General features: G+C 40.4%; 28 protein-coding genes and 1 tRNA gene. 11 read left to right on the forward strand and 18 right to left on the reverse strand.

Annotated elements, in window-relative coordinates; all coding sequences use genetic code 11:
* Positions 1-49: 49 nt before the first annotated feature.
* On the forward strand, positions 50-844 hold the full coding sequence (locus F991_RS02960; protein ID WP_034595381.1) for an A1S_2505 family phage non-structural protein: 795 nt from the start codon (positions 50-52) through the stop codon (positions 842-844).
* A gap of 36 nt (positions 845-880) precedes the next feature.
* Here the strand turns inward: F991_RS02960 and F991_RS02965 are convergent, their stop codons facing one another.
* Positions 881-1,060, reverse strand: coding sequence for a hypothetical protein (locus F991_RS02965; RefSeq protein ID WP_004668838.1), 180 nt, complete (start codon positions 1,058-1,060; stop codon positions 881-883).
* 215 nt (positions 1,061-1,275) lie between these two features.
* Between F991_RS02965 and F991_RS02970 the strand changes: the two genes are divergently transcribed.
* A complete protein-coding gene (locus tag F991_RS02970) occupies positions 1,276-2,511 on the forward strand; it encodes a pyridoxal phosphate-dependent aminotransferase (protein ID WP_004668841.1) in 1,236 nt (411 codons plus the stop codon).
* Between the two features lie 69 nt (positions 2,512-2,580).
* On the opposite strand, the gene F991_RS02975 is transcribed toward F991_RS02970, so the two are convergent.
* On the reverse strand, positions 2,581-3,006 hold the full coding sequence (locus tag F991_RS02975) for a GFA family protein (RefSeq protein WP_004668842.1): 426 nt from the start codon (positions 3,004-3,006) through the stop codon (positions 2,581-2,583).
* 117 nt (positions 3,007-3,123) lie between these two features.
* Positions 3,124-3,555: a hypothetical protein gene (locus F991_RS02980; RefSeq protein WP_004668844.1), complete on the reverse strand. Its 432-nt coding sequence runs from the start codon at positions 3,553-3,555 to the stop codon at positions 3,124-3,126.
* A 236-nt stretch (positions 3,556-3,791) separates the two neighbouring features.
* On the opposite strand from F991_RS02980, the gene F991_RS02985 reads away from it, so the two are divergent.
* A tRNA-Asn gene (locus tag F991_RS02985) sits at positions 3,792-3,867 on the forward strand.
* A gap of 109 nt (positions 3,868-3,976) precedes the next feature.
* On the opposite strand, the gene F991_RS02990 is transcribed toward F991_RS02985, so the two are convergent.
* The 11 genes from F991_RS02990 to F991_RS03040 form a co-directional block, all read right to left on the reverse strand.
* Positions 3,977-4,633 (reverse strand): MiaE family protein, encoded by a 657-nt coding sequence (locus F991_RS02990; RefSeq protein ID WP_004668846.1) that lies wholly within the window; start codon positions 4,631-4,633, stop codon positions 3,977-3,979.
* 4 nt (positions 4,634-4,637) lie between these two features.
* Positions 4,638-5,366 carry a pyridoxine 5'-phosphate synthase gene (pdxJ, locus tag F991_RS02995; RefSeq protein ID WP_004668849.1) on the reverse strand — a complete coding sequence of 243 codons (729 nt, stop codon included), beginning with the start codon at positions 5,364-5,366 and terminating at the stop codon, positions 4,638-4,640.
* A 56-nt stretch (positions 5,367-5,422) separates the two neighbouring features.
* Complete coding sequence (gene recO, locus F991_RS03000) at positions 5,423-6,130, reverse strand: DNA repair protein RecO (protein WP_004668851.1); 708 nt, start codon at positions 6,128-6,130, stop codon at positions 5,423-5,425.
* A gap of 15 nt (positions 6,131-6,145) precedes the next feature.
* Complete coding sequence (locus tag F991_RS03005; RefSeq protein ID WP_004668853.1) at positions 6,146-6,340, reverse strand: NF038104 family lipoprotein; 195 nt, start codon at positions 6,338-6,340, stop codon at positions 6,146-6,148.
* 29 nt (positions 6,341-6,369) lie between these two features.
* Complete coding sequence (era, locus tag F991_RS03010; protein ID WP_004668854.1) at positions 6,370-7,395, reverse strand: GTPase Era; 1,026 nt, start codon at positions 7,393-7,395, stop codon at positions 6,370-6,372.
* A 4-nt stretch (positions 7,396-7,399) separates the two neighbouring features.
* Positions 7,400-8,095: a ribonuclease III gene (gene rnc / locus F991_RS03015; RefSeq protein ID WP_004668855.1), complete on the reverse strand. Its 696-nt coding sequence runs from the start codon at positions 8,093-8,095 to the stop codon at positions 7,400-7,402.
* Positions 8,064-8,441, reverse strand: coding sequence for a DUF4845 domain-containing protein (locus F991_RS03020; protein ID WP_004668857.1), 378 nt, complete (start codon positions 8,439-8,441; stop codon positions 8,064-8,066). The genes rnc and F991_RS03020 overlap by 32 nt, the downstream gene beginning before the upstream one ends.
* Positions 8,442-8,470: 29 nt before the next feature.
* The gene (gene lepB, locus F991_RS03025) at positions 8,471-9,334 is read right to left on the reverse strand and encodes a signal peptidase I (protein WP_034594949.1); all 864 of its coding nucleotides are present in this window, start codon (positions 9,332-9,334) and stop codon (positions 8,471-8,473) included.
* Between the two features lie 77 nt (positions 9,335-9,411).
* Positions 9,412-11,229 carry a translation elongation factor 4 gene (gene lepA / locus F991_RS03030; protein WP_004668859.1) on the reverse strand — a complete coding sequence of 606 codons (1,818 nt, stop codon included), beginning with the start codon at positions 11,227-11,229 and terminating at the stop codon, positions 9,412-9,414.
* A 155-nt stretch (positions 11,230-11,384) separates the two neighbouring features.
* Complete coding sequence (locus F991_RS03035) at positions 11,385-11,849, reverse strand: acyl-CoA thioesterase (protein WP_004668861.1); 465 nt, start codon at positions 11,847-11,849, stop codon at positions 11,385-11,387.
* A 115-nt stretch (positions 11,850-11,964) separates the two neighbouring features.
* Positions 11,965-13,341 carry a Do family serine endopeptidase gene (locus F991_RS03040; protein WP_004668863.1) on the reverse strand — a complete coding sequence of 459 codons (1,377 nt, stop codon included), beginning with the start codon at positions 13,339-13,341 and terminating at the stop codon, positions 11,965-11,967.
* Positions 13,342-13,691: 350 nt separating this feature from the next.
* Here F991_RS03040 and nadB point away from each other — a divergent pair, with 350 nt between their 5' ends.
* Entirely contained in the window at positions 13,692-15,329 is a 1,638-nt protein-coding gene (gene nadB / locus F991_RS03045; RefSeq protein ID WP_171063404.1) for an L-aspartate oxidase, read from the forward strand.
* A gap of 230 nt (positions 15,330-15,559) precedes the next feature.
* Here the strand turns inward: nadB and tmk are convergent, their stop codons facing one another.
* Genes tmk through pabC form a run of 3 tightly spaced genes read right to left on the reverse strand, consistent with a single transcriptional unit; the run spans position 15,560 to position 18,051 of the window.
* On the reverse strand, positions 15,560-16,159 hold the full coding sequence (gene tmk / locus F991_RS03050; protein WP_004668866.1) for a dTMP kinase: 600 nt from the start codon (positions 16,157-16,159) through the stop codon (positions 15,560-15,562).
* Positions 16,160-17,236 carry an endolytic transglycosylase MltG gene (gene mltG, locus F991_RS03055; RefSeq protein ID WP_004668867.1) on the reverse strand — a complete coding sequence of 359 codons (1,077 nt, stop codon included), beginning with the start codon at positions 17,234-17,236 and terminating at the stop codon, positions 16,160-16,162.
* A 2-nt stretch (positions 17,237-17,238) separates the two neighbouring features.
* The gene (gene pabC, locus F991_RS03060; protein WP_004668868.1) at positions 17,239-18,051 is read right to left on the reverse strand and encodes an aminodeoxychorismate lyase; all 813 of its coding nucleotides are present in this window, start codon (positions 18,049-18,051) and stop codon (positions 17,239-17,241) included.
* A gap of 552 nt (positions 18,052-18,603) precedes the next feature.
* On the opposite strand from pabC, the gene F991_RS03065 reads away from it, so the two are divergent.
* The 6 genes from F991_RS03065 to F991_RS03090 all read left to right on the forward strand — a co-directional run bounded on the left by F991_RS03065 (position 18,604) and on the right by F991_RS03090 (position 24,110).
* A complete protein-coding gene (locus tag F991_RS03065; RefSeq protein WP_004668869.1) occupies positions 18,604-19,605 on the forward strand; it encodes a sulfate ABC transporter substrate-binding protein in 1,002 nt (333 codons plus the stop codon).
* A 36-nt stretch (positions 19,606-19,641) separates the two neighbouring features.
* Positions 19,642-20,244, forward strand: a complete 603-nt coding sequence (locus F991_RS03070) for an RBBP9/YdeN family alpha/beta hydrolase (protein WP_004668870.1) — start codon at positions 19,642-19,644, stop codon at positions 20,242-20,244.
* A gap of 71 nt (positions 20,245-20,315) precedes the next feature.
* Positions 20,316-21,149 (forward strand): sulfate ABC transporter permease subunit CysT, encoded by an 834-nt coding sequence (gene cysT / locus F991_RS03075; RefSeq protein WP_004668871.1) that lies wholly within the window; start codon positions 20,316-20,318, stop codon positions 21,147-21,149.
* Entirely contained in the window at positions 21,146-22,024 is an 879-nt protein-coding gene (gene cysW / locus F991_RS03080) for a sulfate ABC transporter permease subunit CysW (protein WP_004668872.1), read from the forward strand. The genes cysT and cysW overlap by 4 nt, the downstream gene beginning before the upstream one ends.
* A gap of 11 nt (positions 22,025-22,035) precedes the next feature.
* Positions 22,036-23,106 (forward strand): sulfate/molybdate ABC transporter ATP-binding protein, encoded by a 1,071-nt coding sequence (locus tag F991_RS03085; protein WP_004668873.1) that lies wholly within the window; start codon positions 22,036-22,038, stop codon positions 23,104-23,106.
* A gap of 80 nt (positions 23,107-23,186) precedes the next feature.
* Positions 23,187-24,110: a CysB family HTH-type transcriptional regulator gene (locus F991_RS03090; protein ID WP_004668874.1), complete on the forward strand. Its 924-nt coding sequence runs from the start codon at positions 23,187-23,189 to the stop codon at positions 24,108-24,110.
* A gap of 84 nt (positions 24,111-24,194) precedes the next feature.
* Here F991_RS03090 and carO read toward each other — a convergent pair whose 3' ends face one another.
* Positions 24,195-24,944, reverse strand: coding sequence for an ornithine uptake porin CarO (carO, locus tag F991_RS03095; protein WP_004668876.1), 750 nt, complete (start codon positions 24,942-24,944; stop codon positions 24,195-24,197).
* 287 nt (positions 24,945-25,231) lie between these two features.
* On the opposite strand from carO, the gene dapD reads away from it, so the two are divergent.
* On the forward strand, positions 25,232-26,053 hold the full coding sequence (gene dapD, locus F991_RS03100) for a 2,3,4,5-tetrahydropyridine-2,6-dicarboxylate N-succinyltransferase (RefSeq protein WP_004668878.1): 822 nt from the start codon (positions 25,232-25,234) through the stop codon (positions 26,051-26,053).
* Positions 26,054-26,142: the final 89 nt, after the last annotated feature.

Consider the following 26,142-nt stretch of genomic DNA (forward strand, 5'->3'; position numbering starts at 1 on the left):
CGCAATCAGTTGCAACATGAAACTTATACACAATTTTAATGATAAAAATATGTCTTACCAATACCACGATGAAAGTATAGTCACCGAACTCCCAGAAGATACTGTCTTTGTTTTTGGCAGTAATCTAGCAGGTCAACATGACAGTGGCGCAGCTCGGGTTGCCGCACAACATTTTGCAGCAGTCAAAGGTGTTGGACGTGGTTGGGCAGGTCAAAGTTTTGCCATTCCAACGCTGAATGAACATATTCAGCAAATGCCACTTTCACAAATTGAGCATTATGTGAATGATTTTAAAATCTATGCCGAAAATCACCCCAAAACAAAATACTTTTTGACTGCTCTCGGTTGTGGAATTGCGGGCTATAAAGTGTCAGAAATTGCACCTTTATTTAAAGGGATTCATTCCAATGTTATTTTCCCAGAATCATTCCGTCCCTACATTGAAGAAGATGCCGTTTCACAATTTCCAAACTTAACGGCAGATATGGTTCATGCCTTTATCACCGATGACGTCATCTTCTATTTCAATCACGGCTATGAATCCTTTACTGAAGCTTTAGATAAAACCCAATTATCCCCTGCTGAAAAAGCTATTGCCTTAATTGTTCTGAATGAAGAGCTATACCCACGTGATCGTTATGGACGTGGACGCGAACATGAAATCAACGATATTTTAGGAAAGTTAAATGGAAAAATTTTCCATTTTCAAAATAACACCGAAGGCGCGATGATCTTTGTCAGTGTGATTATTGCGCTGATGGAACTTTATGACATAGATGAACAAGACTTCATCAAACTTTGGCGTGGCGAACTTGAGATTCAGCACCCGATTAATCGTACTTAAAATAAAAAAGCCAATCATATAATGATTGGCTTTTTTCTAACGTTTCCCCATCGAACGACGAGTACCACGCGGTGGCATCCACGTTCGATCTGCGTATTGCTCAGGCTTTGGACGTACCTGATTATGCACAGCACTCTCAGAATCATCCAGTGCCGATGGCATCGGGAAAGGTAATTTGACCAAAGCTTTTTTGGCTTTTGGTTGTTGATCACTCATTGAAATTCTCTCGAAATCAAAATTTCTAACCACTATTGTAATAGATTTTTTATGATGATGATAAAAATAAAATATGAAAAAAATGAGAACCAAACCAATACTTACAATTTGGTAACTTTTTATACGATTAAGGCGGGTTTCAACCACAACCATTTCTATTTAAGCTAAGATAACATGCTTTTTTTATTTTTAATCCCATAAGAAGGAATAATGCCGTGGACGTACGTCTCTCTGATCGTGTCAATGCCATCAAACCATCTCCTACACTTGCAGTTACCAACAAAGCTGCTGAGCTTAAAGCTGCTGGTAAAAACGTGATTGGTTTAGGTGCAGGCGAACCAGACTTTGATACCCCTCAACACATCAAAGATGCTGCAATTGAAGCGATCAACAAAGGCTTTACAAAATATACAGCAGTAGACGGTACTCCAAGCTTAAAGAAAGCAATTATTGCAAAATTAAAACGTGACAATAATTTAGATTATCAAGCTAACCAAATTTTAGTATCTTGTGGTGGTAAACAAAGCTTCTTTAACTTAGCACTTGCTTTGTTAAACAAAGGCGATGAAGTGATCATCCCTGCTCCATTTTGGGTAAGCTACCCAGATATGGTGATTATTGCGGAAGGTACACCTGTGATCGTAAAGTGTGGTGAAGAACAACGCTTTAAAATCACCCCTGAGCAATTAGAAACAGCAATCACAGCAAATACTCGTTTAGTGGTCTTAAATAGTCCATCTAACCCAACAGGTATGATCTACACCAAAGCTGAATTAGAAGCTTTGGCTGAAGTACTTCGTCGTCATCCACATGTCTATGTCGCTTCAGACGATATGTATGAACCAATTCGTTGGGAAGATGAGTTCTATAACATTGCGACTGTAGCGCCTGATTTATATGACCGTACCATTGTATTAAATGGTGTATCGAAAGCCTATGCGATGACAGGCTGGCGTATTGGTTATGCAGCGGGTCCAGCCAAAATTATTAGTGCAATGAAAAAGATCCAATCACAATCAACGTCTAACCCGACATCGATTTCCCAAGTTGCTGCTGAAGCGGCCTTGAATGGTTCACAAGATGTTCTTAAGCCGATGATTGAAGCATTCAAACGTCGTCACGACTTAGTGGTAAATGGCTTGAATGAAATCAAAGGTATCTCTTGCTTAACAGCAGATGGCGCATTCTATGCTTATGCCAATATCCGCCCTTTAATTCGTGCCAAAGGTCTAAAATCTTGCACAGAATTTTCTGAATGGTTGCTCGAAGAAACTGGCGTTGCTGTTGTTCCTGGTGACGCATTTGGTTTAGGTGGCTTTATGCGTATTTCTTATGCAACGGCTGACGAAGTTTTAGTTGATGCGCTTGCACGTATCAAACAAGCAGCGGATTCTATTGATGGTGTAGATGCAGCGATTGCCTCAATTGAAGCAGAAAAAACTGCTAAATAACCACCCTTTCCGCTTTAAAAAAAGGAAACTTCTCAATGGAGTTTCCTTTTTTATTATCCAATCAAATCCCTAATTCTGATCCGAAGATTCAGCATTAAATAAAGCAACGACATCAGCTTCGGTCAATTTCTTGGTTGAGTTTTCGAAAGCATAAAACGCAGGTTTGCAATCAATGTAGATTTCCATATCCAAGTTTAAGTCTTTCGGCTGTTCATTCAGTGAAAATACATTGATATTGCAGTAATTCTGGTCTTTAGTCCGCCAGAACAAAGTTGTACCACAAACATTACAAAAACCACGCTCCCCCCAAGCAGATGAGTTGTAAACCGAAAGGTGATCTTGCTTAAGAAATTTTAGACTTCCCTGCTCAACATCAATCGTCATGATTACACCACTGGTCTGTCTACGGCAGATTGAACAATGGCAGACATGCACATCATGATTTTTTAATTCAACTTCAAAAGTGGTTTCACCACAAACACATTGTCCATTCATTATAAATTCACCTTACTTTTAAATTATTCTTCATAAGTTGAAATAGTTTAAAACAAAGCATATTTTTAACAAACGGACAATTTGTAAAACCTCATGTTAAAAAATAATCTAAGTAAATTAAGCAATTGCCTTTTTTACTTTAAAATTTTTCGGTCGTGTACATAAATGACTGAATACCGCATATTGCCAAATACTCTTCACTTGTACCGTAACAATTTTCTCTTCTGCAACAGACCACGCCAAAGCTGTATTTGCGCCTAAAATCAATTCACCACCGAGTTGAAATAAATATAAAGGGCTTTGTTGATTTACAGTGAGTGGATTTTTTTGACTCAATAAATTGCGTGAATCTATGATTTTCCACTTATTACCGAACCATAACTGCAATAAATCACCCAAGAACAAAGCTTGCTGCTTAAAAGGAAAAGTATTGATAAATGAACTTTCAACAGGCGTGTAATAACGCTCATAATCTTGGAGGATATCAAGATAATGTTCTTGATAAAAAGATAGATTTGAAAAAATAGATTGAATACGAAGAATAGTCATTTTGACCTCCGGTTTAGCCATTTTAGTGCTGGCAAGTAGGGTTAAATCCACACTGTCTAGATCGATGTCTAAACGCTCTTTCTAAATTAAATCTAGCAATCGCATCTTCAAGTTTCAAGTATTTTTTTCGATTTAATGCCAATTGTGCAAATAAGAAGCATACGACACAAAAATAAAGGGAACATGATACTTTTAACTTGACCGATCTTAAAAGCCGCCTATAATGGCTGTCAGATTCTCCCATAGCTCAGTCGGTAGAGCGACGGACTGTTAATCCGCAGGTCCCTGGTTCGAGCCCAGGTGGGAGAGCCAAGATTCTAAAAAGCCCATATCACTGATATGGGCTTTTTATTGCTTAATAAAAAATAGAAATAAAAAAACCTCTGAAATTGTCAGAGGTTTGCTCAACTTTAGTTCAAAATTAAGCGACGATCTTTGCTGGCACACCACTATGGAAACGGAAAGTATCATCTGGAGTTAAAATCAGATTCTTCTCCACTTCACGAATATACTCAATTCGTTGTTGAATGTTTTCTTCAGGATCTTTTAGTTTCGCCGTTTTCGCAACATCTAAAGCCAGCGCCAAATAATCCTCAAAGTGACGTGATTCTGATTTAAGCAAGTAACGATAGTAGCGACCGAGCTCATCATCAACAATTGGTGCAAGTGCATAGAAACGCTCACAAGAACGTGCCTCTACAAATGCCCCGATGATCATCACGTCAATCAAGGCCTCAGGTTCATAGGTACGGATTTCTTTGCGTAAGCCACCTGCATAGCGCCCTGCACTCAACCCCTTCCACTCTTGACCACGTTTGTTCATAAACTCAAGAACTTGCTCATAATGCAGCATTTCTTCACGCACGAGCTGCGCCAACTTCACTTGTAAGTCAGTAAAAAAGCTATAACGAAACATCAGGTTCATTGCCGTACTGGCAGCTTTCTTTTCACAATTTGCATGGTCTTGCATCAATATCTCAAGATTATTGATAGCTTCATCTAACCATGCTTGAGGTGTAGTACAACCTAAAAAACCAATCACAGGTTGCATCAACTCATCGTAATTTATACTACTCATCAACTTATCTCGCAGCAGCCTGAATCGCTGCTTTCATCTCTTTTACCGCTTGAGTCAAACCGACAAATACACTATCTGCAATAATCGAATGCCCAATATTTAATTCATGAATTTGCGGGATCGCGGCGATAGGCGCGACATTTTCTAGATTTAAACCATGTCCAGCATTGACCACTAACCCCTTCGCAGCGGCGTATTCAGCACCTTTGACGATACGTGCCAATTCTGCTTGCTGTTGTTCATCCGTCTCCGCGTCCGCATACGCACCTGTATGGATTTCAATGGTTGGCGCACCACAGGCTACTGCCGCATCAATCTGGGCTAAATCTGCATCAATGAATAATGACACATCACATCCAATCGCTTTGAGTGCTTCTGTCGCAGCTTTAACTTTTTCAAAATGACCAACCACATCCAAGCCACCCTCTGTTGTCACTTCTTGGCGACGCTCAGGCACGAAACAGACATGTTGCGGCTGAATTTCTTTGGCAAATGCAACCATTTCATCAGTCACTGCCAACTCAAGGTTCATGCGTGTTTTCAATAATGGACGCATACGACGAACATCATCGTCTTGTATATGACGACGATCTTCACGTAAATGTAAGGTTATACCTTCTGCACCTGCTTGTTCACAGACCAATGCCGCCTGTACAGGATCAGGGTAAGTTGTACCACGTGCTTGTCTTAATGTCGCAACATGATCAATGTTTACACCTAATATTGCAGCCATAAAAATATCCTATTGTTTTTCACCCAAAAGCACTTAAAAGTTTTGCTTTTGAATGATTAAGTTTGAGTATTTTGAATCCAAAGTTGACGGCTTTTCAGCGGTCGATCACCCAACAATGAGCTAATCATTTGACGGTATAGTTTACCCAATAATTGCAGTTGTTCGTGAGAAAAATCCTGACCTTGTTCATAACTGTGCATGGATGTAATTAGAGCACCATCTAGCGTTGAACGTGAGGCTTTTGCAACAGGCATAAAACCATCATTCAGCTGAAATTGATAATGCTGAGATGGTTGAACTTGTTGTTGGCTAGCATCAACTGAGAAATCAATTGCATAGCCTAGCTCTTGCAATAAAACATGCTCAAATTGACGCAAAATTTGACGCAAAAACAAAGAGGCTTGTTCATGTGACGCAAGTAGCTGTAACTGCAATAAAACCATTTGATATTGTTGGAATGTTTGCGGCATTGCTTCTTCAAGCGAACACAAACGTAAAATGACTTCATTTAAATAAAAACCAGCAAAGAAAGCATCGCCATGAAAAAAAACCGGTTGATTTAAAATTTCCAACTTAGTGAAATTTTTAAGTTCAGATTTGCCTGTGGCTTGCACACGAATCGGTTGGTATTGGGGTGGCGGAGTCTGTCTCAGGATTCCATCCACCCGACCATATTCCTGTGTAAACAAATGCACAATATGGCTTTTTTCTCGATATTTACGATGATGAATTAAATATCCATGCAAGACTTCATTGCGCATCATAGCATGCGACTCACCCTAGTCCTTTGCATCCTTTTTTTCATCATCTTCACCATCAGGAATCACAGCACCCACCACAGCCGCTGTGCCTTTCACAACGCCCTTGGTGGTTTTATAGGCAACTTCAACAGGTACAGTCACCACTTTATGAATACACCCTTGCAACATGAATATACATGTCACGATCGCTATTACTCGTATTGTGATTTTCATACCTGCTTCCATCGACTTAATAGATCGTTTTAAATATCGCTATAACCTAGACTTTTCAGCGCACGTTCATCATCCGACCAGCCACCTTTCACTTTAACCCAAAGTGTCAGCATAATCTTTTGCTCAAACATTCTTTCCATGTCTGCACGTGCATCCATACCGATACTTTTCAGCTTCGCACCTTTATCACCAATCACAATGGCTTTTTGACCTTGGCGTTCTACAAAAATGGTCGCATCGATATAAGTACAAGCAGACTTCAATTTACCTGTCTTTTCATTCATCACTGCTTCTTCAGTTTTAAATGATTCGATCTGTACAGTTAAATCGTATGGTAGTTCTTCACCCAACTGACGCATAATTTTTTCACGGATAATTTCACTTGCAAGGAAACGTTCTGAACGATCCGTGATCTGATCCAATGAATATAATGGCGCTTGATAAGGTAAATACTTTTCAATGGTGTCACGCAAATGATCTAGATTCGCACCACGCAAAGCTGAAACAGGTACAATCTCTGCAAAGTTCATTAATTTGGCACGTTCACGAATCAGTGGAAGTGCTTCATTTTTATTTTCAAAAGTATCAAGTTTGTTGATCACTAAAATCACAGGCATTTCTGCGTTTTTAAGTTTCTCTAAAACAAGTTCATCATTTTGAGTCCACTTTTGTGCATCAACTACAAATAAAACCAAGTTCACATCACGCAATGCAGAATGTGCAGCACGGTTCATCATTTTATTGATCGCACGGACTTCTTTTTTGTGCATTCCAGGGGTATCAACAAATACTGCTTGTGATTTTTCACGCGAATCAATACCCACAATCTTATGACGCGTGGTTTGTGGTTTACGTGAAGTAATCGAAAGTTTTTGTCCTAATAAATGGTTCATCAACGTTGATTTACCCACATTTGGACGGCCTACAATTGCGACAAAGCCGCTTTTGAAATCCGAAGGAATGGTAACTTCTTTAGAACTAAAAAATTGATCAACTACATTTTGATCATCTTGCTGTTCAGTAGGTTCTGATTGATTGTCATTTGAATGAGACATCAAGTTATTGCTCCAATAATTTTAAAATTTCAGCCGCTGCTGTTTGTTCAGCGAATCGACGACTTGAGCCCTCACCATGGATTTTAGGCAAACCATCAATCAAACATTCCACCGTAAAATGTTGATTTGGCGCATCGCCCTGAATATCTACAACCTCGTAAACTGGGAGAGGTTTTTTACGTGCTTGTAAATACTCTTGTAAGCGTGATTTCGGGTCTTTGAGTTGATCTGTAGGTTCAATATAATCGAGGTATGGTTCATACCATTTTAACACAATGCTTTGTAGCTGGTTTAGATCATTACAGTCTAAATAAATCGCACCGATAATCGCCTCAACCGTATCGGCGAGGATAGACTCGCGGTGATGACCACCTGATTTTAACTCACCAGTACTTAAGATTAATGACCGACTGAGCTGTAAATCATTGGCGATTTTACCGAGCGCTTCTTGTCTCACAAGTGTCGCTCGCATACGCGTCAAACGCCCTTCATTTTCTAAAGGGTAGACCTGATATAAATAATTGGCAATGATCATTCCCAATAATGAATCGCCTAGAAATTCTAGGCGTTCATAATTGTGTTTATGGCTAACAGAGCGGTGGGTTAAAGCCAGTGTCAACAAGTCAACTTGTTTAAACTGGTGACCGATTCGCCCTTGTAAGCGACTATCACTGAGCTTGTTTGGCAGATTTTTGGTCAAAAGTCTTCTCAAAAGTCATCACTAAACTAATATTGAGCATGAAAGGCTTCCGCACTTCATACTTTTTGTTTACGATCAAATCATCTTTATATGTGGCTTGTGCGACATCCTTAAAACGAAGATCACGTATTCCATTCATATCTAAACGCTGATCCATCTGAGATGCAAATTTACTCGGTGTCGTATTTTGCGGGCTATCTTTTAATAGTCCCTCAATTTGACTGTCGATCACTTTGTCATCCCAGTACGCTGGCCAAATTGCAATTGCTGCTTTCACAGCAACTGCAAATAAAACCACCCCAAATAAAATTGCAATATACGAAGTCCCCAACTGAGATTTACGCATCTTTATATTTCCTATGTGTTTTTTATTTATTAGTCAATTTTAGCATTTCGGTTAAAACTTGGAAGTTTAAAACCAGGTTCTTTATGCATCCATACATAAAAAGCACGACCTGTTAAGTTTTCTTCAGGTACAAAGCCCCAAAAACGGCTATCAGCACTTTGATCACGGTTGTCACCCATAGCAAAGTACTGACCTTCTGGTACAGTCACTTCCCAATCTTGCCCTTGAGTTTGAATAAACACGTCATTGGCTTTAGCAACAAATGGAACCAATGCATCTGCACCTTTGGCTTGTGCAAATTGATAGGTTTCAACCAAAGAATTACGTCCGTCTATATAGCGAACCGAATACTGATGATCACCTAAAGTTTCTTTAAAGTAAGAGACTGTTGGTGTTTCCAATAGATCTTTTTCACGCTTAACTTCAGTCGCAACTTTAGCAACCTGCTCACCATTAATGACCAATTGACCATCTTTATATTGAATATGGTCACCCGGCAAACCAACAACGCGCTTGATATAACTAATCGTAGGTTGTGGTGGATAACGGAAGACAATGACTTCACCACGTTTTGGCTCACCAACATTGATCACTTTGGTATTTACGATCGGTAAACGCACACCATAATCAAATTTATTGACCAAAATAAAATCACCAATTTCTAAGGTCGGAACCATAGACTCAGATGGAATATTAAATGGTTCATATAGGAAAGAGCGCAAAACGAGTACGATCGCCAATACAGGCCAGAAATCATACGCCCACGTAATGATAAAATTTTCCTGATCTCGCCCTTTGTTTGCACGATGTTTGAGTACAAACTTATCAAGCAACCACACCATGAAAAATATAAGTGTGGCAGGTACCAGAATCAAATTAAAATCAAAATCCACACACCCTCACTTGCAGCCGACAAGCTGCTTGTCTTGGGCTGGACAAAGCAACACTTTGTTCTGCCAGCCACATTTATTTATCTTTCAACTTTCAACACAGCTAAGAACGCTTCTTGTGGGATTTCAACACTTCCCACTTGTTTCATGCGTTTCTTACCTTCTTTTTGTTTTGAAAGTAACTTTTTCTTACGCGATACGTCACCACCATAACATTTTGCTAATACGTTTTTACGCATCGCTTTTACAGTAGAACGTGCAATGATTTGCGCACCTATGGCCGCTTGAATCGCCACATCGTACATTTGACGAGGGATCAAGTCTTTCATCTTTTCAACCAGTGCAATACCACGGTGACGTGCATCATTACGGTGACAAATCATTGCTAAGGCATCAACCTTTTCGCCATTAATTAACACATCAACCTTAACCAATGCTGAACTTTCAAAACGTACAAAGTTATAATCGAGCGATGCGAAACCACGTGAACAAGATTTCAATTTATCAAAGAAATCCATGACCACTTCAGCCATTGGGATTTCAAAAGTGAGTGAAACTTGATTGCCCAAGAATTTCATGTCCTTTTGCACACCACGGCGCTCAATACACAAGGTCATGACATTGCCTAGATATTCCTGTGGTACAAGAATATGACACTCAGCAATTGGCTCACGCAAATCTTCAACTGTTGAACCATCTGGCATTTTTGATGGGCTATCGATATAGATGATATCGCCCTTCTTAGTCAATGCTTCATAAATCACTGTTGGTGCAGAGCTGATCAAATCAAGATCATACTCGCGCTCTAAACGCTCTTGTACGATCTCCATGTGCAGCATGCCTAAGAAGCCACAACGGAAACCAAAACCTAAAGCATCTGAACTTTCTGGTTCAAAAAATAAAGCAGAGTCATTAATCTGTAGTTTTTGTAGTGCTTCACGGAACGGTTCAAAATCGCTAGCATCAATCGGGAATAAACCCGCATAGACCTGCGGTTTAACCTTTTTAAAGCCAGGTAAAATTGGAACATCTGGCGTGCTTGATAAAGTAATGGTATCACCCACAGGTGCACCAAAAATATCTTTAATCCCTGCAATAACAAAGCCAACTTCACCCGCTTCGAGTATATCGGTTTCACTATGTTTTGGATTGAACACACCTACAGAAGTGACTGGATGCGTCTGACCTGTCGATCTCACCAACATTTTGTCGCCCTTACGGATACGACCTTGTTTAATGCGAACCAACGAGACAACGCCTAAGTAATTATCAAACCATGAGTCAATAATTAAAGCTTGTAACGGTGCATCACGATCACCTTCAGGTGCAGGAATCACATCCACCAAACGCTCTAAGACACCTTCAACGCCTAAACCTGTTTTTGCTGAACATGTCGGTGCGTCTGTTGCTTCAATACCAATAATTTCTTCAATTTCATGGATAACACGCTCAGGCTCTGCTTGAGGCAGATCAATCTTGTTTAAGATTGGCAATACTTCTAAGCCTTGCTCAATTGCGGTGTAGCAGTTCGCCACTGACTGGGCTTCTACGCCCTGTGCAGCATCTACAACCAACAACGCGCCTTCACATGCCGCCAAAGAACGCGAAACCTCATAAGAGAAGTCAACGTGTCCTGGTGTATCAATAAAGTTCAGTTGATATTCTTGACCATTTGGATGTGTGTAATACAGCGTAACTGACGCAGCTTTAATGGTAATCCCACGTTCGCGCTCAAGCTCCATAGAGTCCAGTACTTGAGCCTGCATCTCACGATCTTGTAAGCCACCACACATTTGAATAAAGCGGTCGGCCAAAGTTGACTTACCATGATCAATATGAGCAATAATCGAGAAATTGCGTATATTTTTGATATCTACGGATTTTTTAGCTTGCGCCATGGGTTACCTTGAGAAAATAGAACGCTCTATCCTTTAAAAAAGTGATGAGCCAAAGCGGTTTAACAAAATTGTTAGGGATTATAACAGAACGACCTTTCAAAGTATTCAAAATAATGATGCCTATTTAAGAGCAAACATAAGCATCTTATTTAGATTTAAACTGAAGAAATTTGCGCATAAGAAACCGAAAAATCCATCGGATTCAAATCGTTTGAGATAGGTTGATACGCCTGAGTAAAACTAGGTGACATACGCTTTGGACGACCAGTTGCAATCTCGATACAAGCCCATTTGGTATTGGCAATAAACAAGAGACTCTGATCTTTTGGTCGATAAAATGCATACTGACGGAACGAGTACAGCGCATTTATATCATCTAGCCATGTCCGTAAAATAATTTCTTCACCTTCAAGCGCTGCTTTGCGATATTGCACATGATGTTCAACTGCAACCATGGCATGTTTTAGTTCTAAATACTGCGCCAAACCTAAGCCTAATGTTTCAATATGCGCAGCCGCCACATCTTGCATCCACTGCACGTAGATCACGTTATTGACATGACCCAGCACATCAATATGTTCAGGTTGAACCTGTATTTTTAAATCAAAAATCGTACTCATAATGTAGCTATACTTTTTAAATCCCTGCACTGCTGCACACAGTAATCTAAACCCATCAATATGACAAAATAAAAACCACTCAAAGTGAGAGTGGTTTTTATCGCATTATGAAATCTTATTGTAGGCGTAAACCCAATATTGCTCGTTGGCCCTGACGAATAATCGCAACACGCGCAACGCTACCTTTAGGCAATCCAGCAATCACTCTAGCAAAAGCTGCACTATCCGTAATCGCAACCCCGTTGACTTGAAGAATCACATCACCAGCAACAATGTTTGACAACGAAGCTAACCCACCACGTTTCACTTCTTGTACCAAAATACCACCAGACACTTCTAAGCGAGATTGCTCAGCGGGTGTCAGATTTCGAATGCTCATCCCCAATCCATTGGTTGGATTATTTTTATCTTCTGCTGCAGGTGTGTCATCTGGTGCAGTACTTAAAGTTGCGGAAACAGTACGAATTTTTTCATCACGTAAAACATCTAATCGAATGGTTTGATTCGGTGCAGTACGGTTTAGTGTATAGAGTAAATCACTGGTACGAGAAATAGCCGTGCCATTAATTTTTAAGATCACATCACCTGATTTTAAACCTGCTTTTTCTGCTGGTGATTTTGGTGCAACTTGAGTAACCAATGAACCTTCAGGTTTTGGTAACTTATATGCTTCAGCCAAATTACGATCAATATCTTGGAGCATGATACCCAAATAAGAACGGGTCACTTTACCATTGGCTTTTAGTTGCTGAACCACATCCATCGCGACATCAATCGGGATCGAAAATGACAAGCCCATATAACCGCCTGTACCACTAAAGATTCGAGAGTTAACGCCGACCACTTCACCTCGTTGGTTAAATAATGGACCACCAGAGTTACCTGGATTTAAAGCTGCATCAGTTTGAATAAAAGGAACTGAGGTCTCACCACTCATATTACGTGATTTTGCACTGACGATTCCTGCTGATGCGGAATAATCAAAACCAAAAGGAGAGCCGATAGCCAGAACAGGTTCACCAACTCTGAGCTGGTTTACATCACCCACTCTTAACTCAGGGAAATTCGCCCCTTGAACCTTAAGTACCGCGACATCGGTACGCTCATCACTACCAACCAGTGTTGCATCAAACTCACGACGGTCATTTAAAGTGATGCTGATACGTGAAGCATTTGAAATCACATGATGGTTTGTCACCAAGTAGCCATCTTTACTAATAAAAAATGCACTACCAAAAGCTGTTTTTTCTTGCGGCCCTTGTCGTTGAGGAATAATGACCTGATTGCCAAAAAAACGGCGTAGAATTTCTGGAACTTGTTGCTGTAACAACTCTTCCTGAGTCATTTTTTTCACAACATTGACACTCACCACAGCAGGACTGACCTGCTCAACCAGATTTGAAAAATCTACTGGCGCTGCGGCATTGACTTGAGCAGCGGCAACTGTAAATACCGCAGCATACATTCCTTGTTGTAAATAGCGACTTTTCATGAAGCAAGAACCTACAGACTGATGATCAAAAAAATTTTAGACTATGTTTTTAGCATAAGCCCACCCATTTTTTCGTAAAAATATGTTTATCTTTTCAAGATATAAGGAGATGTGTTGCAGGTGGAAATATGAATAAACAGTCAAAATACCGAGCATCACTCATGCTTTCATTTTCGAGCGTATGAGCATCACCAACAATAGACCCATCACTCGATACAAAGATATAGTGAACCGCTACGTAGATTAAATATCATCACATTTGCTAAAAATTCATTCAACTCTAGGCAGATTAGCCCTTGCCTTTTTAATGAAAAAGCGTTGTCATTAGCGAACGTTCAAAACTGAAGCAGATCGACATGCCTGATTTAAAAGCAATTCACCATTTTGATGTGATTATTGTGGGCAGTGGCGGTGCAGGTTTAAGTCTTGCACTCTCTTTACCAAGTCATTACAACATTGCCATTTTAGCAAAAGCAGCTCTAACAGAAGCGAGCACTTTCTATGCACAAGGTGGGGTTGCTGCGGTCTTAGACGAAACGGACTCTATTCAACAACATATTAATGACACAATGATTGCAGGCGGACATCTATGTGAATTAGATGCGGTCAAACATACTGTTGAAGGTGGTAAGCCTTCTGTTGATTTCCTCCTTAAACAAGGCGTTCAATTCACTTTAGATGATGATGAACAACTTCACCTCACTCGTGAAGGCGGACATTCTCAACGTCGTATTATCCACTCCGCAGATGCGACAGGTAAGGCGATTTCAACAACCTTGGTCGAACGCGCACAAGAACGCGAAAATATTACGATTTTTGAAGATTATATTGCGATTGATCTCATTACACTGCACAAACTGGGTCATCAAGACCAAGCCAATCGCGCGATCGGCTTATATGCTTTAAATGAAAGCACTGAACAAGTTCATACCTTCTTAGCACCATTCACAGCTTTAGCTTGTGGCGGTGCGATGAAAGCTTATCTATATACATCGAATCCTGATATTGCGACCGGTGATGGAATCGCCATGGCGTATCGTGCAGGTTGCCGTGTTGCCAATATGGAATTTAACCAATTCCACCCAACTTGCTTATATCACCCAAAAGCTCGCTCCTTCTTGATCACCGAAGCGATGCGTGGTGAAGGTGCATATTTACGTCTGCCAGATGGTGAACGTTTTATGTTGCGTTTTGACGAACGTGCTGAACTTGCACCACGTGATATTGTCGCGCGTACCATTGACCATGAAATCAAGCGCCTCGGTATCCGCCATGTTTGGTTGGACATCACACACAAGACACCTGAATTTATTACTGAACACTTCCCTACCTTATATGCACGTTTGCTTGAACTCGGTATTGATATCACCAAAGATATGATTCCTGTGGTTCCAGCAGCGCACTATACCTGTGGTGGTGTGATGGTCGATGAACATAGCCAAACTGATCTCGATGGTTTATATGCGATTGGTGAAACCTCTTATACTGGTTTACACGGCGCAAATCGTATGGCGAGTAACTCGCTGCTTGAATGTTTTGTCTATGGTATGAGTGCGGCAGAAGATATTCAGAGCAAACACAACACAAGCTTTGAATTTCCAGATGTACCCTCTTGGGATGAATCTCAAGTGACCGATGCAGATGAAGATGTGGTCATCCTACAAAACTGGGATGAACTACGTTCAACCATGTGGAACTATGTTGGTATTGTTCGTACGACTAAGCGTTTACAACGTGCTTTACATCGTATTGAAATGTTGAAACGTGAAATTAATGAATACTATCGAGATTATCGTGTCAGTAAGAACTTGATCGAATTGCGTAATTTGGTTTTGGTTTCTGAAATGATTGTACGTTGTGCGATGGAGCGTAAAGAATCACGTGGTTTGCATTACACACTCGATTATCCTGAACTGTCGAATGAAATTCGCAAAACTGTGTTGACGCCACCAAATTTTAAGGTGGAACAGCCGTTGGTGAATGAGTGATATTTTAAGGCTATTGATTTTCTGAAGCTTTATAAGTGATTTTGTAGTTGTTATTTACTATCGTGGCAGGCGACATGGATGTCGCCTGTTGCGCTGCGGTATCAAGGATGTACCGTCAGCGCAACAAAGGATTTTTGTTACTTTTCATCCCTGAAAAGTAAGGCATAAGAAATAAAACCAAAGCATCACCCAAACTTTTTAGATGGTACAGATTGAGTATATAGCTGCCTTTATTTCAAATATTGCAGCGCTTCTTCAAACACAACATCAGCATTCTGCGTTGCATCTAAACGCTTAATCCGTTCAGGCTCTGCTTGCCATAAAGTCTCATAACCAGAACGAACCTTGGCAAAGAAACTCAATTTCTCTTGCTCAAAACGATCCAATGCGCCACGCTCTCGAGCACGAGTCATTCCCAACTCAATTGGTGCATCCAACCAGAAGGTAATATTAGGCATTTGAGAAACAAAAGTTTGATTCAACAGTTGCAACTTTTCCTGACTCAAACCACGTCCAGAACATTGATAAGCAAAACTTGCATCGGTAAAACGATCACTTAAAACAATTTTTCCAGCATCCAATGCAGGTAAAATCACTTGTTGTAGATGTTGAGCACGTGCCGCGTAAATCAATAATAGCTCAGTATCATGACTCATTTGCTCATCATGATTCACCGCCAATAATAACGAACGAATCTGTTCAGCCAAAGGCGTGCCACCCGGCTCACGGGTCAACACCACCTCTTTACCTTGCTGCTCAAAATACTGATGAATCTTACGAATCAACGTGGTTTTGCCTACACCTTCTGTGCCTTCAAAGCTAATAAACATTTACTGTTGCTCCTGCCTCTTGGCACGTAAAACCACCAAATACTCTTGAACGGCTCGGTTATGATCTTGCAAATTGGTTGTGAACTTATGTCCACCCGTTCCTGTTGCAACAAAGTAAAGATTTTCCGCATCATCTGGATGCATCGCTGCTTCAATCGCTTTTTTACTTGGCAATGCAATCGGTGTTGGTGGTAAGCCATTGATCGTATAAGTATTATAAGCCGTTGGGGTACGCAAATCATTACGCGTGATATTGCCTTTATAGTTATCACCCATACCATAGATAACAGTTGGGTCAGTTTGTAGACGCATACCTATTTTTAAACGGCGTACAAATACACCCGAAACCTGTTGAAGCTCACTATCCAAACTGGTTTCTTTTTCAATAATCGAAGCCATGATTAACGCTTCGTATTTATTTTTATACGGCAGATTAGCCGCCTTATTTGCCCACGCCTCATCCAATGCTTTCATCTGACGACGATATAAATCCGTCAAAATCTTCTTGTCTGTTTCACCTTTAGCAAAAAAATAAGTATCAGGAGCAAATAGACCTTCAGGGTGAGCATAAGAAATATCTAAAGCTTTTAACAATTGATCTTGCGGTAAATCTAAAATCGTTTTGGTGACATTCGGATCATTTTTTAGCTTCTGCACCAACTGCTTAAAATTCGTACCTTCGATGACCAAGATCCGATTCATTTGCGCATTATCTGCATTGGCCAGCATTTCTAAAACCTGACGAACACTCATGCCTCGCGTAAGCTCATACACCCCAGCTTTCATACTGTCATGTATCATAAACTTCTGATAAAGCTTTAAAATAATTGGGAAACTCACCTTTTGATCTTGGGCTAAGCGATCAATAAATTTTGAATAGGTATCACCAGATGAAATCACCAATAATTGTTTTTTACTATCTAATGGATACGGCTTAAATAAATTTGCCCATACCACACCAAAAACCACCAAAATAAAAATGCAGATGGCCAATAAAAATGCTTTAAACGTAAATCTAGATTTCGGTTTAGCTTTTGGTTTTTTCTTACTTTTGCTTGGGTTCGGTGGCTTTGGCATATTCAATCAATCTGGCTAAGTTTTAAAGTTTCAAATAAATCAAGATAAGGTTGTTGCTCGAAAGCTCGATCATTGAATCGAACAACCGCCTTCATCGGATGCAATGCATTACAAAAAAAAAGGTTTTGAATACGATCAACTTCATCAATGCCCATACAACGTTGCTCACATGCCACATCGTACTGCTGCATTCTTGATAAGATTTTGGCTCGCATAACACCGTGGACGCCATTATAACGAAGTTCTGGGGTAATCCATCGATCATTTATACGAATAAAACAATTACTGCTCACCCCTTCAACAACATAGCCCTGTACATCACTGACCAGTGCTTCAAGCCAACCGCGTTGATCAGCCTCTTGTTTCAGTAGAACCTGCTCTAAACGATTGAGGGTTTTCAATCCAACGAGATGCGGCATATTTAAGCCCATCGTATGATTTAACACGCCACTTTCAATCCACTCAGGTTGAAAAACTTGTGTTGCTCTCGGGTAATACCACACATAAAGATCGGCAGCATGTAAAGGTAAACTATAGCCACGATCCCCTTCACCACGGCTAATTACGATTTTTAAAGTGCCACTTAAATTTGCATATTGTTGTTTTAATTTTTCAAGTGAAGCCTCAATCTGAGACAAATCAGCATCTAAACCTAAGCGCTGGCAAGCCAATCTTAAGCGTGCCAAATGTTGTTCTTTGAGTTCAAAATGATTTTGGAACATTCGTGCTGTAGTAAAGCAACCATCACCATAATGAAATGCCCGATCAAGTAAAGGGATCGAATCAATCAACTGTCCATTTTTATAACATTGCATCGTTGAGTACAACCTAGATTTACTCTTTAAATAATACCCTTAAATTTGGTACTCGGAAACGTCATCTGTGACCTGCGTGGTATCAACACTATAATGTTTTTGCAATAAAATTAGAAAGATGAAAGAAGTGAACAGGTTTTGCAGATGACAATGGTTTTGCCTACTTTTGCCAAAACACTTGCGAAGCTTTAAACGCTTCTCAGGTCGAGCCTGAACGAAGTTGAAATATATTTCAACTGAAGTGCAAGACGTAGTGGCTTATCCTAAAATTGGAGAAGAATCCAGTATGACTCCGTTATGATCATTAAATTATTTTGAATAATTAATAACAACCATAGTTCTTATGCAAAATAAGATATTGATTTTAAAAATTAAATAACAAATTTTGAAAACTAGTATTTTCTTATTTATCAAAAATTCAGCATAGCTTATCTGTTTTATCTATTTCTATATTTTTCATATCAAATGCGTTTTTAATTATTTTTTTTGCAAAAAAACCAGCGTTATGCTGCATCCATATTCTAAATGCTTATGCAATTTTAAGGGGTTTTTATGCGTTTATCTCAACTCAAAGTTGGTCTTTTGGCTGCTTTACTTTCAGCATCCAGTTTGGCTGCTCAAGACTTTTTAAATGTCTCTTATGATCCAACACGCGAGCTATATACAGATTTTAATAAACAATTTGGTAGCTTTTGGAAACAACGTACTGGACAAGATATTAATTTCAAACAATCACATGGTGGTTCTGGTAAACAAGCACGTTCTGTTATTGATGGTCTAAATGCCGATGTCGTAACTTTAGCTTTGGCTGCGGATATTGATGAAATTGCCAAAAATGCAAAATTGCTACCTAATGATTGGCAGAAAAAATTACCAAATAACTCAACGCCGTATACGTCTACCATTGTCTTTCTCGTTCGTAAAGACAACCCTAAACAGATTAAAGATTGGGGTGATCTGATTAAGCCGGGCGTAGAAATTATTACGCCGAATCCAAAAACGTCAGGTGGTGCCCGTTGGAATTATTTAGCAGCTTGGGCTTGGGCAAAACATCAGCCCAATGGTAACGATGCCAAAGCACAAGAATTTGTCCGCCAAATCTATAAACAGACCAAAGTACTTGATTCTGGTGCACGAGGTTCTTTAACAACGTTTGCTGAGCGTGGCATTGGTGATGTTTTATTGGCTTGGGAAAACGAAGCGCATCTTGCCCTACGTGAACAACCGGGTAAGTTTGAGATTGTGATTCCTTCGCTCTCGATTTTGGCAGAGCCTCCCGTTGCAGTGGTAGAAAAAAATGCGACTAAAAATGGCAACCTACAAATTGCACGTGGTTATTTGAACTACCTCTATTCACCAGCAGGTCAGGAAATCGCTGCACGTCATTTTTACAGACCACGTAATGCCGATGTGCTGAAAAAATACCAAAGCGTATTTAAGCCGCTCAAACTGATCACCATCGACAAAGAATTTGGCGGCTGGACCAAAGTGCAGAAACAGCATTTTGATAATGGCGGGATCTTTGATCAGATTGTTAAGGCAAACAGCCGATAAGAATTGCTTTTAGAAGAAATTCTCAGGAGAGCAGACATGGTTCACACTTTAATTGTTCCGGGTGTAGGTGGTAGCGAAGCACAGCATTGGCAGTCTTGGTTACAGCAACAACTAGTGTCTAGCTCTCGTGTACAACAAAAATATTGGGATCGACCAGTATTAAGTGAATGGGTTGCCGAGTTTCTCAGCACATTAGAAGCAATCAACTCTCCAGTCCAAGTTGTTGCACATAGTTTTGGTTGCTTAACCAGTGTCGCAGCACTGGCCGAACATCCAGAGTTAAGAGCAAAGGTAAAGAACTTGGTCTTAGTTGCACCAGCCAACCCTGCACGTTTTGGTGAAAGTGGTTTTGCACGCCACAGTTTGACTGACTACAAACAATATTTTCATCAACTTCAAATTGATTTACCGACGACTTTATTGATCAGTGAAAATGACCCATGGTTAGGTTATGTCGATGCTTTACAACTCGCACAAGCATGGAAACTCACCCCGATCAATTTAGGTGCTGTTGGTCATGTCAATGTGGCATCAGGATTTGGTCCGTTTCCAGAAATTCTGAATTACTTATTGCCTGAAAAAAACATGCAACCGCGAACTCGAATGCCTCAGGCAAATTTTAATGTGAAATTTGCCTAACTCTCGCTCCTTATATTTTTATATTTAGCTTATTTGCTTGTTTAGCAAACATTTCTCTTTGAGGAAATATCATGTCGCAGCGTTCCCGAGTGCTGCCTGGGTTTGGCCTATCCTTAGGCTTTACCCTCGCTTACGTGTCTTTAATCGTACTGATTCCTTTATCAGCCGTCTTTATCAAATCTTTTGGAATTGGTTGGGATGGATTATGGGAAATTCTAACGTCAGAGCGAATCTTAAAATCATTACAACTCAGCTTTAGCGCTGCGCTGATCGCTGCTTTTGTCAATGTGATCTTTGGTTTACTCCTAGCGTGGTGCTTAGTTCGCTATAGCTTCCCTGGTAAAAGAATAGTAGATGCTTTAGTCGATTTACCCTTTGCCTTACCTACAGCTGTTGCAGGTATCGCGCTCACCTCACTCTATTCCAAAAATGGATGGATTGGACAATATCTTGAACCACTAGGAATTCAGGTTGCGTACACTCCGATCGGTATCACTCTGGCATTGATTTTCATTGGTTTACCCTTTGTTGTTCGTACTGTCCAGCCAGTGCTGAGTGATATCGAAACCGAACTAGAAGAAGCAGCTTCTGCATTGGGTGCAAATCGTTGGCAAACCATTACCAAAATTATTTTACCGATTCTATTTCCTGCCCTACTGACAGGTTTTGCACTCGCCTTTGCCCGTGGAGTTGGTGAATATGGTTCAGTGATTTTCATTGCAGGGAATATGCCTTATAAAACGGAGATCGCACCACTGATGATTATCTCTCGTTTAGAAGAATATGATTATGCAGGTGCGACCACCATTGCAGTCGTCATGCTACTGCTCTCTTTTGCCATCTTATTCTTGATCAACTTAGTACAAGCATGGGCTAGCCGCCGTACAGGGAGAGTTGCACAATGAGCTTAAACAACACTAGCGATACCTTAGCAATTAAATTGCAAACTCGAGATGCAACCCGTGAACCTACTTGGGTGCGTTACAGCCTGATTGTCGTGGCACTGATTTTCTTCTTGAGCTGTTTAATCCTGCCACTCATTTTAGTTTTTGTTGAGGCATTTAAGCAAGGTATCGAAGTCTACCTCAATGCTTTAATTGATCCAGACACATTATCAGCAGTAAAGCTGACTTTACTCACAGCAGCGATAGCCGTACCGATAAATGTGGTGTTTGGTGTTGCAGCAGCATGGTCTGTGGCGAAATTCCAGTTCCGTGGTAAAGCCATATTAACCACGATTATTGATATGCCTTTTTCGGTTTCACCAGTAATTGCAGGTTTGATGATCGTTTTAATTTTTGGTTCGCAAGGCTGGATAGGTGGCTGGTTAATGGATCATGACATTAAAGTTCTCTATGCCGTACCTGCAATTGTCCTAGCGACTATTTTTATTACAGTACCATTCGTTGCACGTGAATTGATTCCGTTGATGGAAGCACAAGGAACAGAAGAGGAAGAAGCGGCCATTGTACTCGGTGCTTCTGGTTGGCAAACCTTTTGGAGGGTCACACTACCTAACATCAAATGGGGTTTGATCTACGGGGTGATTCTGTGTAATGCCCGTGCCATGGGTGAGTTTGGCGCGGTGTCTGTGGTTTCAGGACACATTCGCGGTGAAACCAATACATTGCCCTTACATGTTGAGATTCTCTATAACGAATATACCTTTAGTGCTGCATTTGCGGTGTCTTCATTATTGGCATTTTTAGCAATCATCACCTTGATCTTGAAAACTTGGTTGGAAATACGCCAAGAGCAAGCACACCAAGCAAATCCTTAAGGAATGAACACATGAGTATTCAAGTTAAAAATATTGAAAAACACTTTGGTGCATTCCATGCGCTAAAAAATATCTCTTTAGACTTTCCTGAGGGTCAGTTGGTTGCGCTTTTGGGTCCTTCTGGCTGTGGTAAAACCACACTTTTACGCATCATAGCAGGCTTAGAATCGGCTGATGGTGGTCAAGTTCTGCTTGAAGGCGAAGATGCGACCAATACGCATGTGCGTGAGCGTCAAGTCGGTTTTGTATTCCAACATTATGCGTTGTTCCGCCACATGACGGTATTTGACAATATTGCCTTTGGTTTAAGGGTTCGCCCCCGTTCGACTCGACCATCAGAAGCAGAAATAAAAAAAAGTGTCACTCGCCTACTCGACCTCGTGCAACTGGGCTTCTTAGCAGACCGTTATCCTGCGCAACTCTCTGGCGGTCAACGGCAACGTATTGCGCTTGCTCGTGCTTTGGCGGTTGAACCGCGTGTGTTATTGCTAGATGAACCTTTCGGCGCATTAGATGCTAAAGTGCGTAAAGAACTCCGTCGTTGGTTACGTGCATTGCATGATGAACTACATATCACTTCGATCTTTGTGACTCACGATCAAGAGGAAGCTTTGGAAGTTGCGGATCAGATCATCGTGATGAATAAAGGTGATGTGGAACAAATCGGTTCACCACGTGAAGTTTATGACCAACCTGCAACTCCCTTTGTTTTTGATTTCTTGGGTCAAGCAAATCGTTTTGAAGGCGAACATACCAGCGGTATTATCCGTATCGGTGATGATCGTATTCTGTTACCAACAGCATTGGAAGCACCGCAAGGAAAAGTCATTGCATTTGCACGACCAAATGAATTACATATTCACACCCAAGCTCAGCCAAATACAATTGAGGCAACATTCTTACGTGAAGTGTGGATTGCTGGTAAAGTCGTGGCTGAATTACAAGATCGCAGTGGACATAGCATTGAAATTTTATTAACTGTAGAAGAGGCGAATTTGCATCAATTCAGACCAAATCAAAATGTTTGGATTAGTGCAGCTCAATTTCACTTATTTGCAGATCAAACGACGCAAGTCGCTTAAAAAAATCTCCCTTGCGCTGCTGTAACCGCAGCTACCCCTCTTTTAAAAGAGGGGGAATTTAGAGATAAGGAAAAACTTTTATGAACTTTCAACAGCTCAGAATTATTCGAGAAACTGTTCGCCAAAACTTTAATTTAACTGAAGCATCTGCGGCACTCTATACCTCCCAATCTGGCGTCAGTAAACACATTAAAGATTTAGAAGATGAGTTAGGTGTACAACTTTTTGTGCGTAAGGGGAAGCGCTTACTTGGTCTCACTGAGCCAGGTTTATCATTACTTAATATCGTTGAACGGATGTTGGTCGATGCAGACAATATTAAGCGTCTAGCCGATGACTTTAATAAAGTCGATGAAGGCACACTGACTATTGCGACTACACATACCCAAGCACGCTATGTACTCCCCCCTATCGTCAATCAATTTAAAAAATTATTCCCCAAAGTTCATTTGGTTTTACAACAGGCTAGCCCAGTTGAAATTGCAGAAATGTTACTTCAAGGCGAAGCTGATATCGGGATCGCAACAGAATCCTTAACCACAGAAGAAAACTTAGCCAGCGTACCTTATTATGAATGGCATCACAGCATCATTACCCCCAAAGATCACCCATTAGCCAAACTCGATAAAATTAGTCTAGAGCTTTTGGCTGAGTATCCATTGATCACTTATCATGGCGGTTTTACAGGACGCTCTAAAATTGATAAAGCCTTTGATGATGCACAATTACATGCTGATATCGTTATGTCAGCACTGGATGCCGATGTCATTAAAACCTATGTTGAGATGAATATGGGCGTTGGGATCGTTAATGCTGTGGCTTATGATGCTGAGCGTGACCACCGTTTACAACAGATTCAAACCGATATTTTTGGTGTCAATACCACCTGGATCGCAGTGCGCAAAGGGCATTTGCTTCGAGGCTATGGCTATGAGTTTATTTCTTTATGCTCACCAGAAACTGATATCAAAACGCTAAAAAAAGTTGCTTATCCTGAAGAGTAAAATCATATAAGTACCTTGTTATTGAGAAAAATCAGACATAAAAAAACGAGCATAGCGCTCGTTTTTTTATGTTGAATAGATCGATTAGAACTTGAAGCTCACACCAACTTTAGCAACTGGCATCCATTCGTAGCGACCTTTATTAGCAATTTTATTTTGCTCATCTGCTACAGCTTGGTCAATTGGTTTAGCTCCAGTAACACCCTCTAAGTTATATGCAGTAAGCTTCACATCTGGATTACCCGTGTAATATGCACCAACCTCTCCAAACAAGCCAAGGTTCTTATAAACTGGTGCATTCAAACCTAAGCCTAGGTAAGGAGCAATATCATTTTTATATGACATTTTACCATTTACACCACCCTCTTGATTTGCATTAACGACCTGATAATCATTGTTATTAATACTTAATGTACGGCCAGCCGATGTGCGTTTTTGCAGATCATAGTCATTGTCTAGATATGCAACACCTGCTGCTACATAAAGAGCACGAGCAAATGCATTCTCATTTGCACCCCATGGATAAATCTCAGCATTTAAGTAGGTGTTATTGTTATCCATATCTATATCATACTTAGTCCCATCGATTTTGATATCGTCAGACCAAGAAATATCACCGCCGTTATAACCTAAAGTTACACCAACGTATGGATTGACACGGTAAGAAATCGCACCACCGTAACCTGTCGTACCCACTTCAGCACGAACTGAAACTGGGCTCAAGTAAGAAGGAAATGCATAAGCTGATTCTTTAACAATTTGCTCATCTGCAAACGCAGTACCCGCAATCGCTGTTAATACACCAGCTGCCAACATAACACGCAAAGTTTTCATCGAAGTCTCCTTAAAAAATACTTTTCTTAAATATAATTGTTTCTGTGATTGCATCATAAAGGATTGATCGCTATGTTTTTATACAAAAAATGATTACTTTTTGTTATTTTTTGATACAAATTAGACATAATTGTGTATTTGGAAATAATTTATAAAAAACAATATATTTCATTTTATGACAAACATATTGCATAAATTTTAATCATTTTATTGTAACAACTTTTTTCAAAGATTCTTGGTTCAAACTAGTGTAAAATCAACAAAATTTTTTTGGAAGAAGGAAGATCATGTCTCAGCTTTCTACAGTCATTGAGCAAGCATTTGAAGACCGTGCCAACTATAGTGCAGCGGATTGCCCTACCGAAATCCGTCAAGCTGTTGAAGAAGCATTGAATGGTTTAGACAACGGTACACTTCGTGTTGCTGAAAAGATCGATGGTGAGTGGGTTGTCCACCAATGGTTAAAAAAAGCAGTTTTACTTTCATTTAAGCTGAATGACAATACGCCAATCGAAGCGTGTGATCTTCGTTTTTATGACAAAGTCGCAACTAAATACTCAGGCTGGACTGAAGAACAGTTTAAAGCTGCTGGTGTTCGTGTTGTACCACCTGCTGTTGCCCGTCGTGGTAGCTTCCAAGCGAAAAACGTCGTGTTAATGCCTTCATATGTCAATATTGGTGCTTATGTAGATGAAGGCACCATGGTAGATACTTGGGCAACTGTAGGTTCATGTGCTCAAATCGGTAAAAATGTTCACTTGTCAGGTGGCGTAGGTATCGGTGGTGTTTTAGAACCATTACAAGCAAATCCAACAATCATTGAAGACAACTGCTTTATCGGTGCGCGCTCAGAAATCGTTGAAGGCGTCATTGTTGAAGAAGGCTCAGTCATTTCAATGGGTGTTTTCATTGGTCAATCGACAAAAATCTTTGATCGTGAAACGGGTGAAGTACATTATGGCCGCGTACCAGCTGGTTCTGTTGTGGTTGCTGGTAGCCTTCCATCTAAGTGCGGTACATACAGCCTTTACGCTGCGATCATCGTGAAAAAAGTAGATGCGAAAACTCGTGCTAAAACAAGTCTAAACGACTTATTACGCGCTGACTAATTTAATCCCTATTACGCAACTTTAGTCGTCTTGCGTCTCTACGATCAGTCATGGTCGTAGAGATTTTGTTCTTTTATATGGTGTGGTTC

It is taken from the genome of Acinetobacter sp. CIP-A165 (genome assembly GCF_000367985.1).
GTDB lineage: Bacteria > Pseudomonadota > Gammaproteobacteria > Pseudomonadales > Moraxellaceae > Acinetobacter.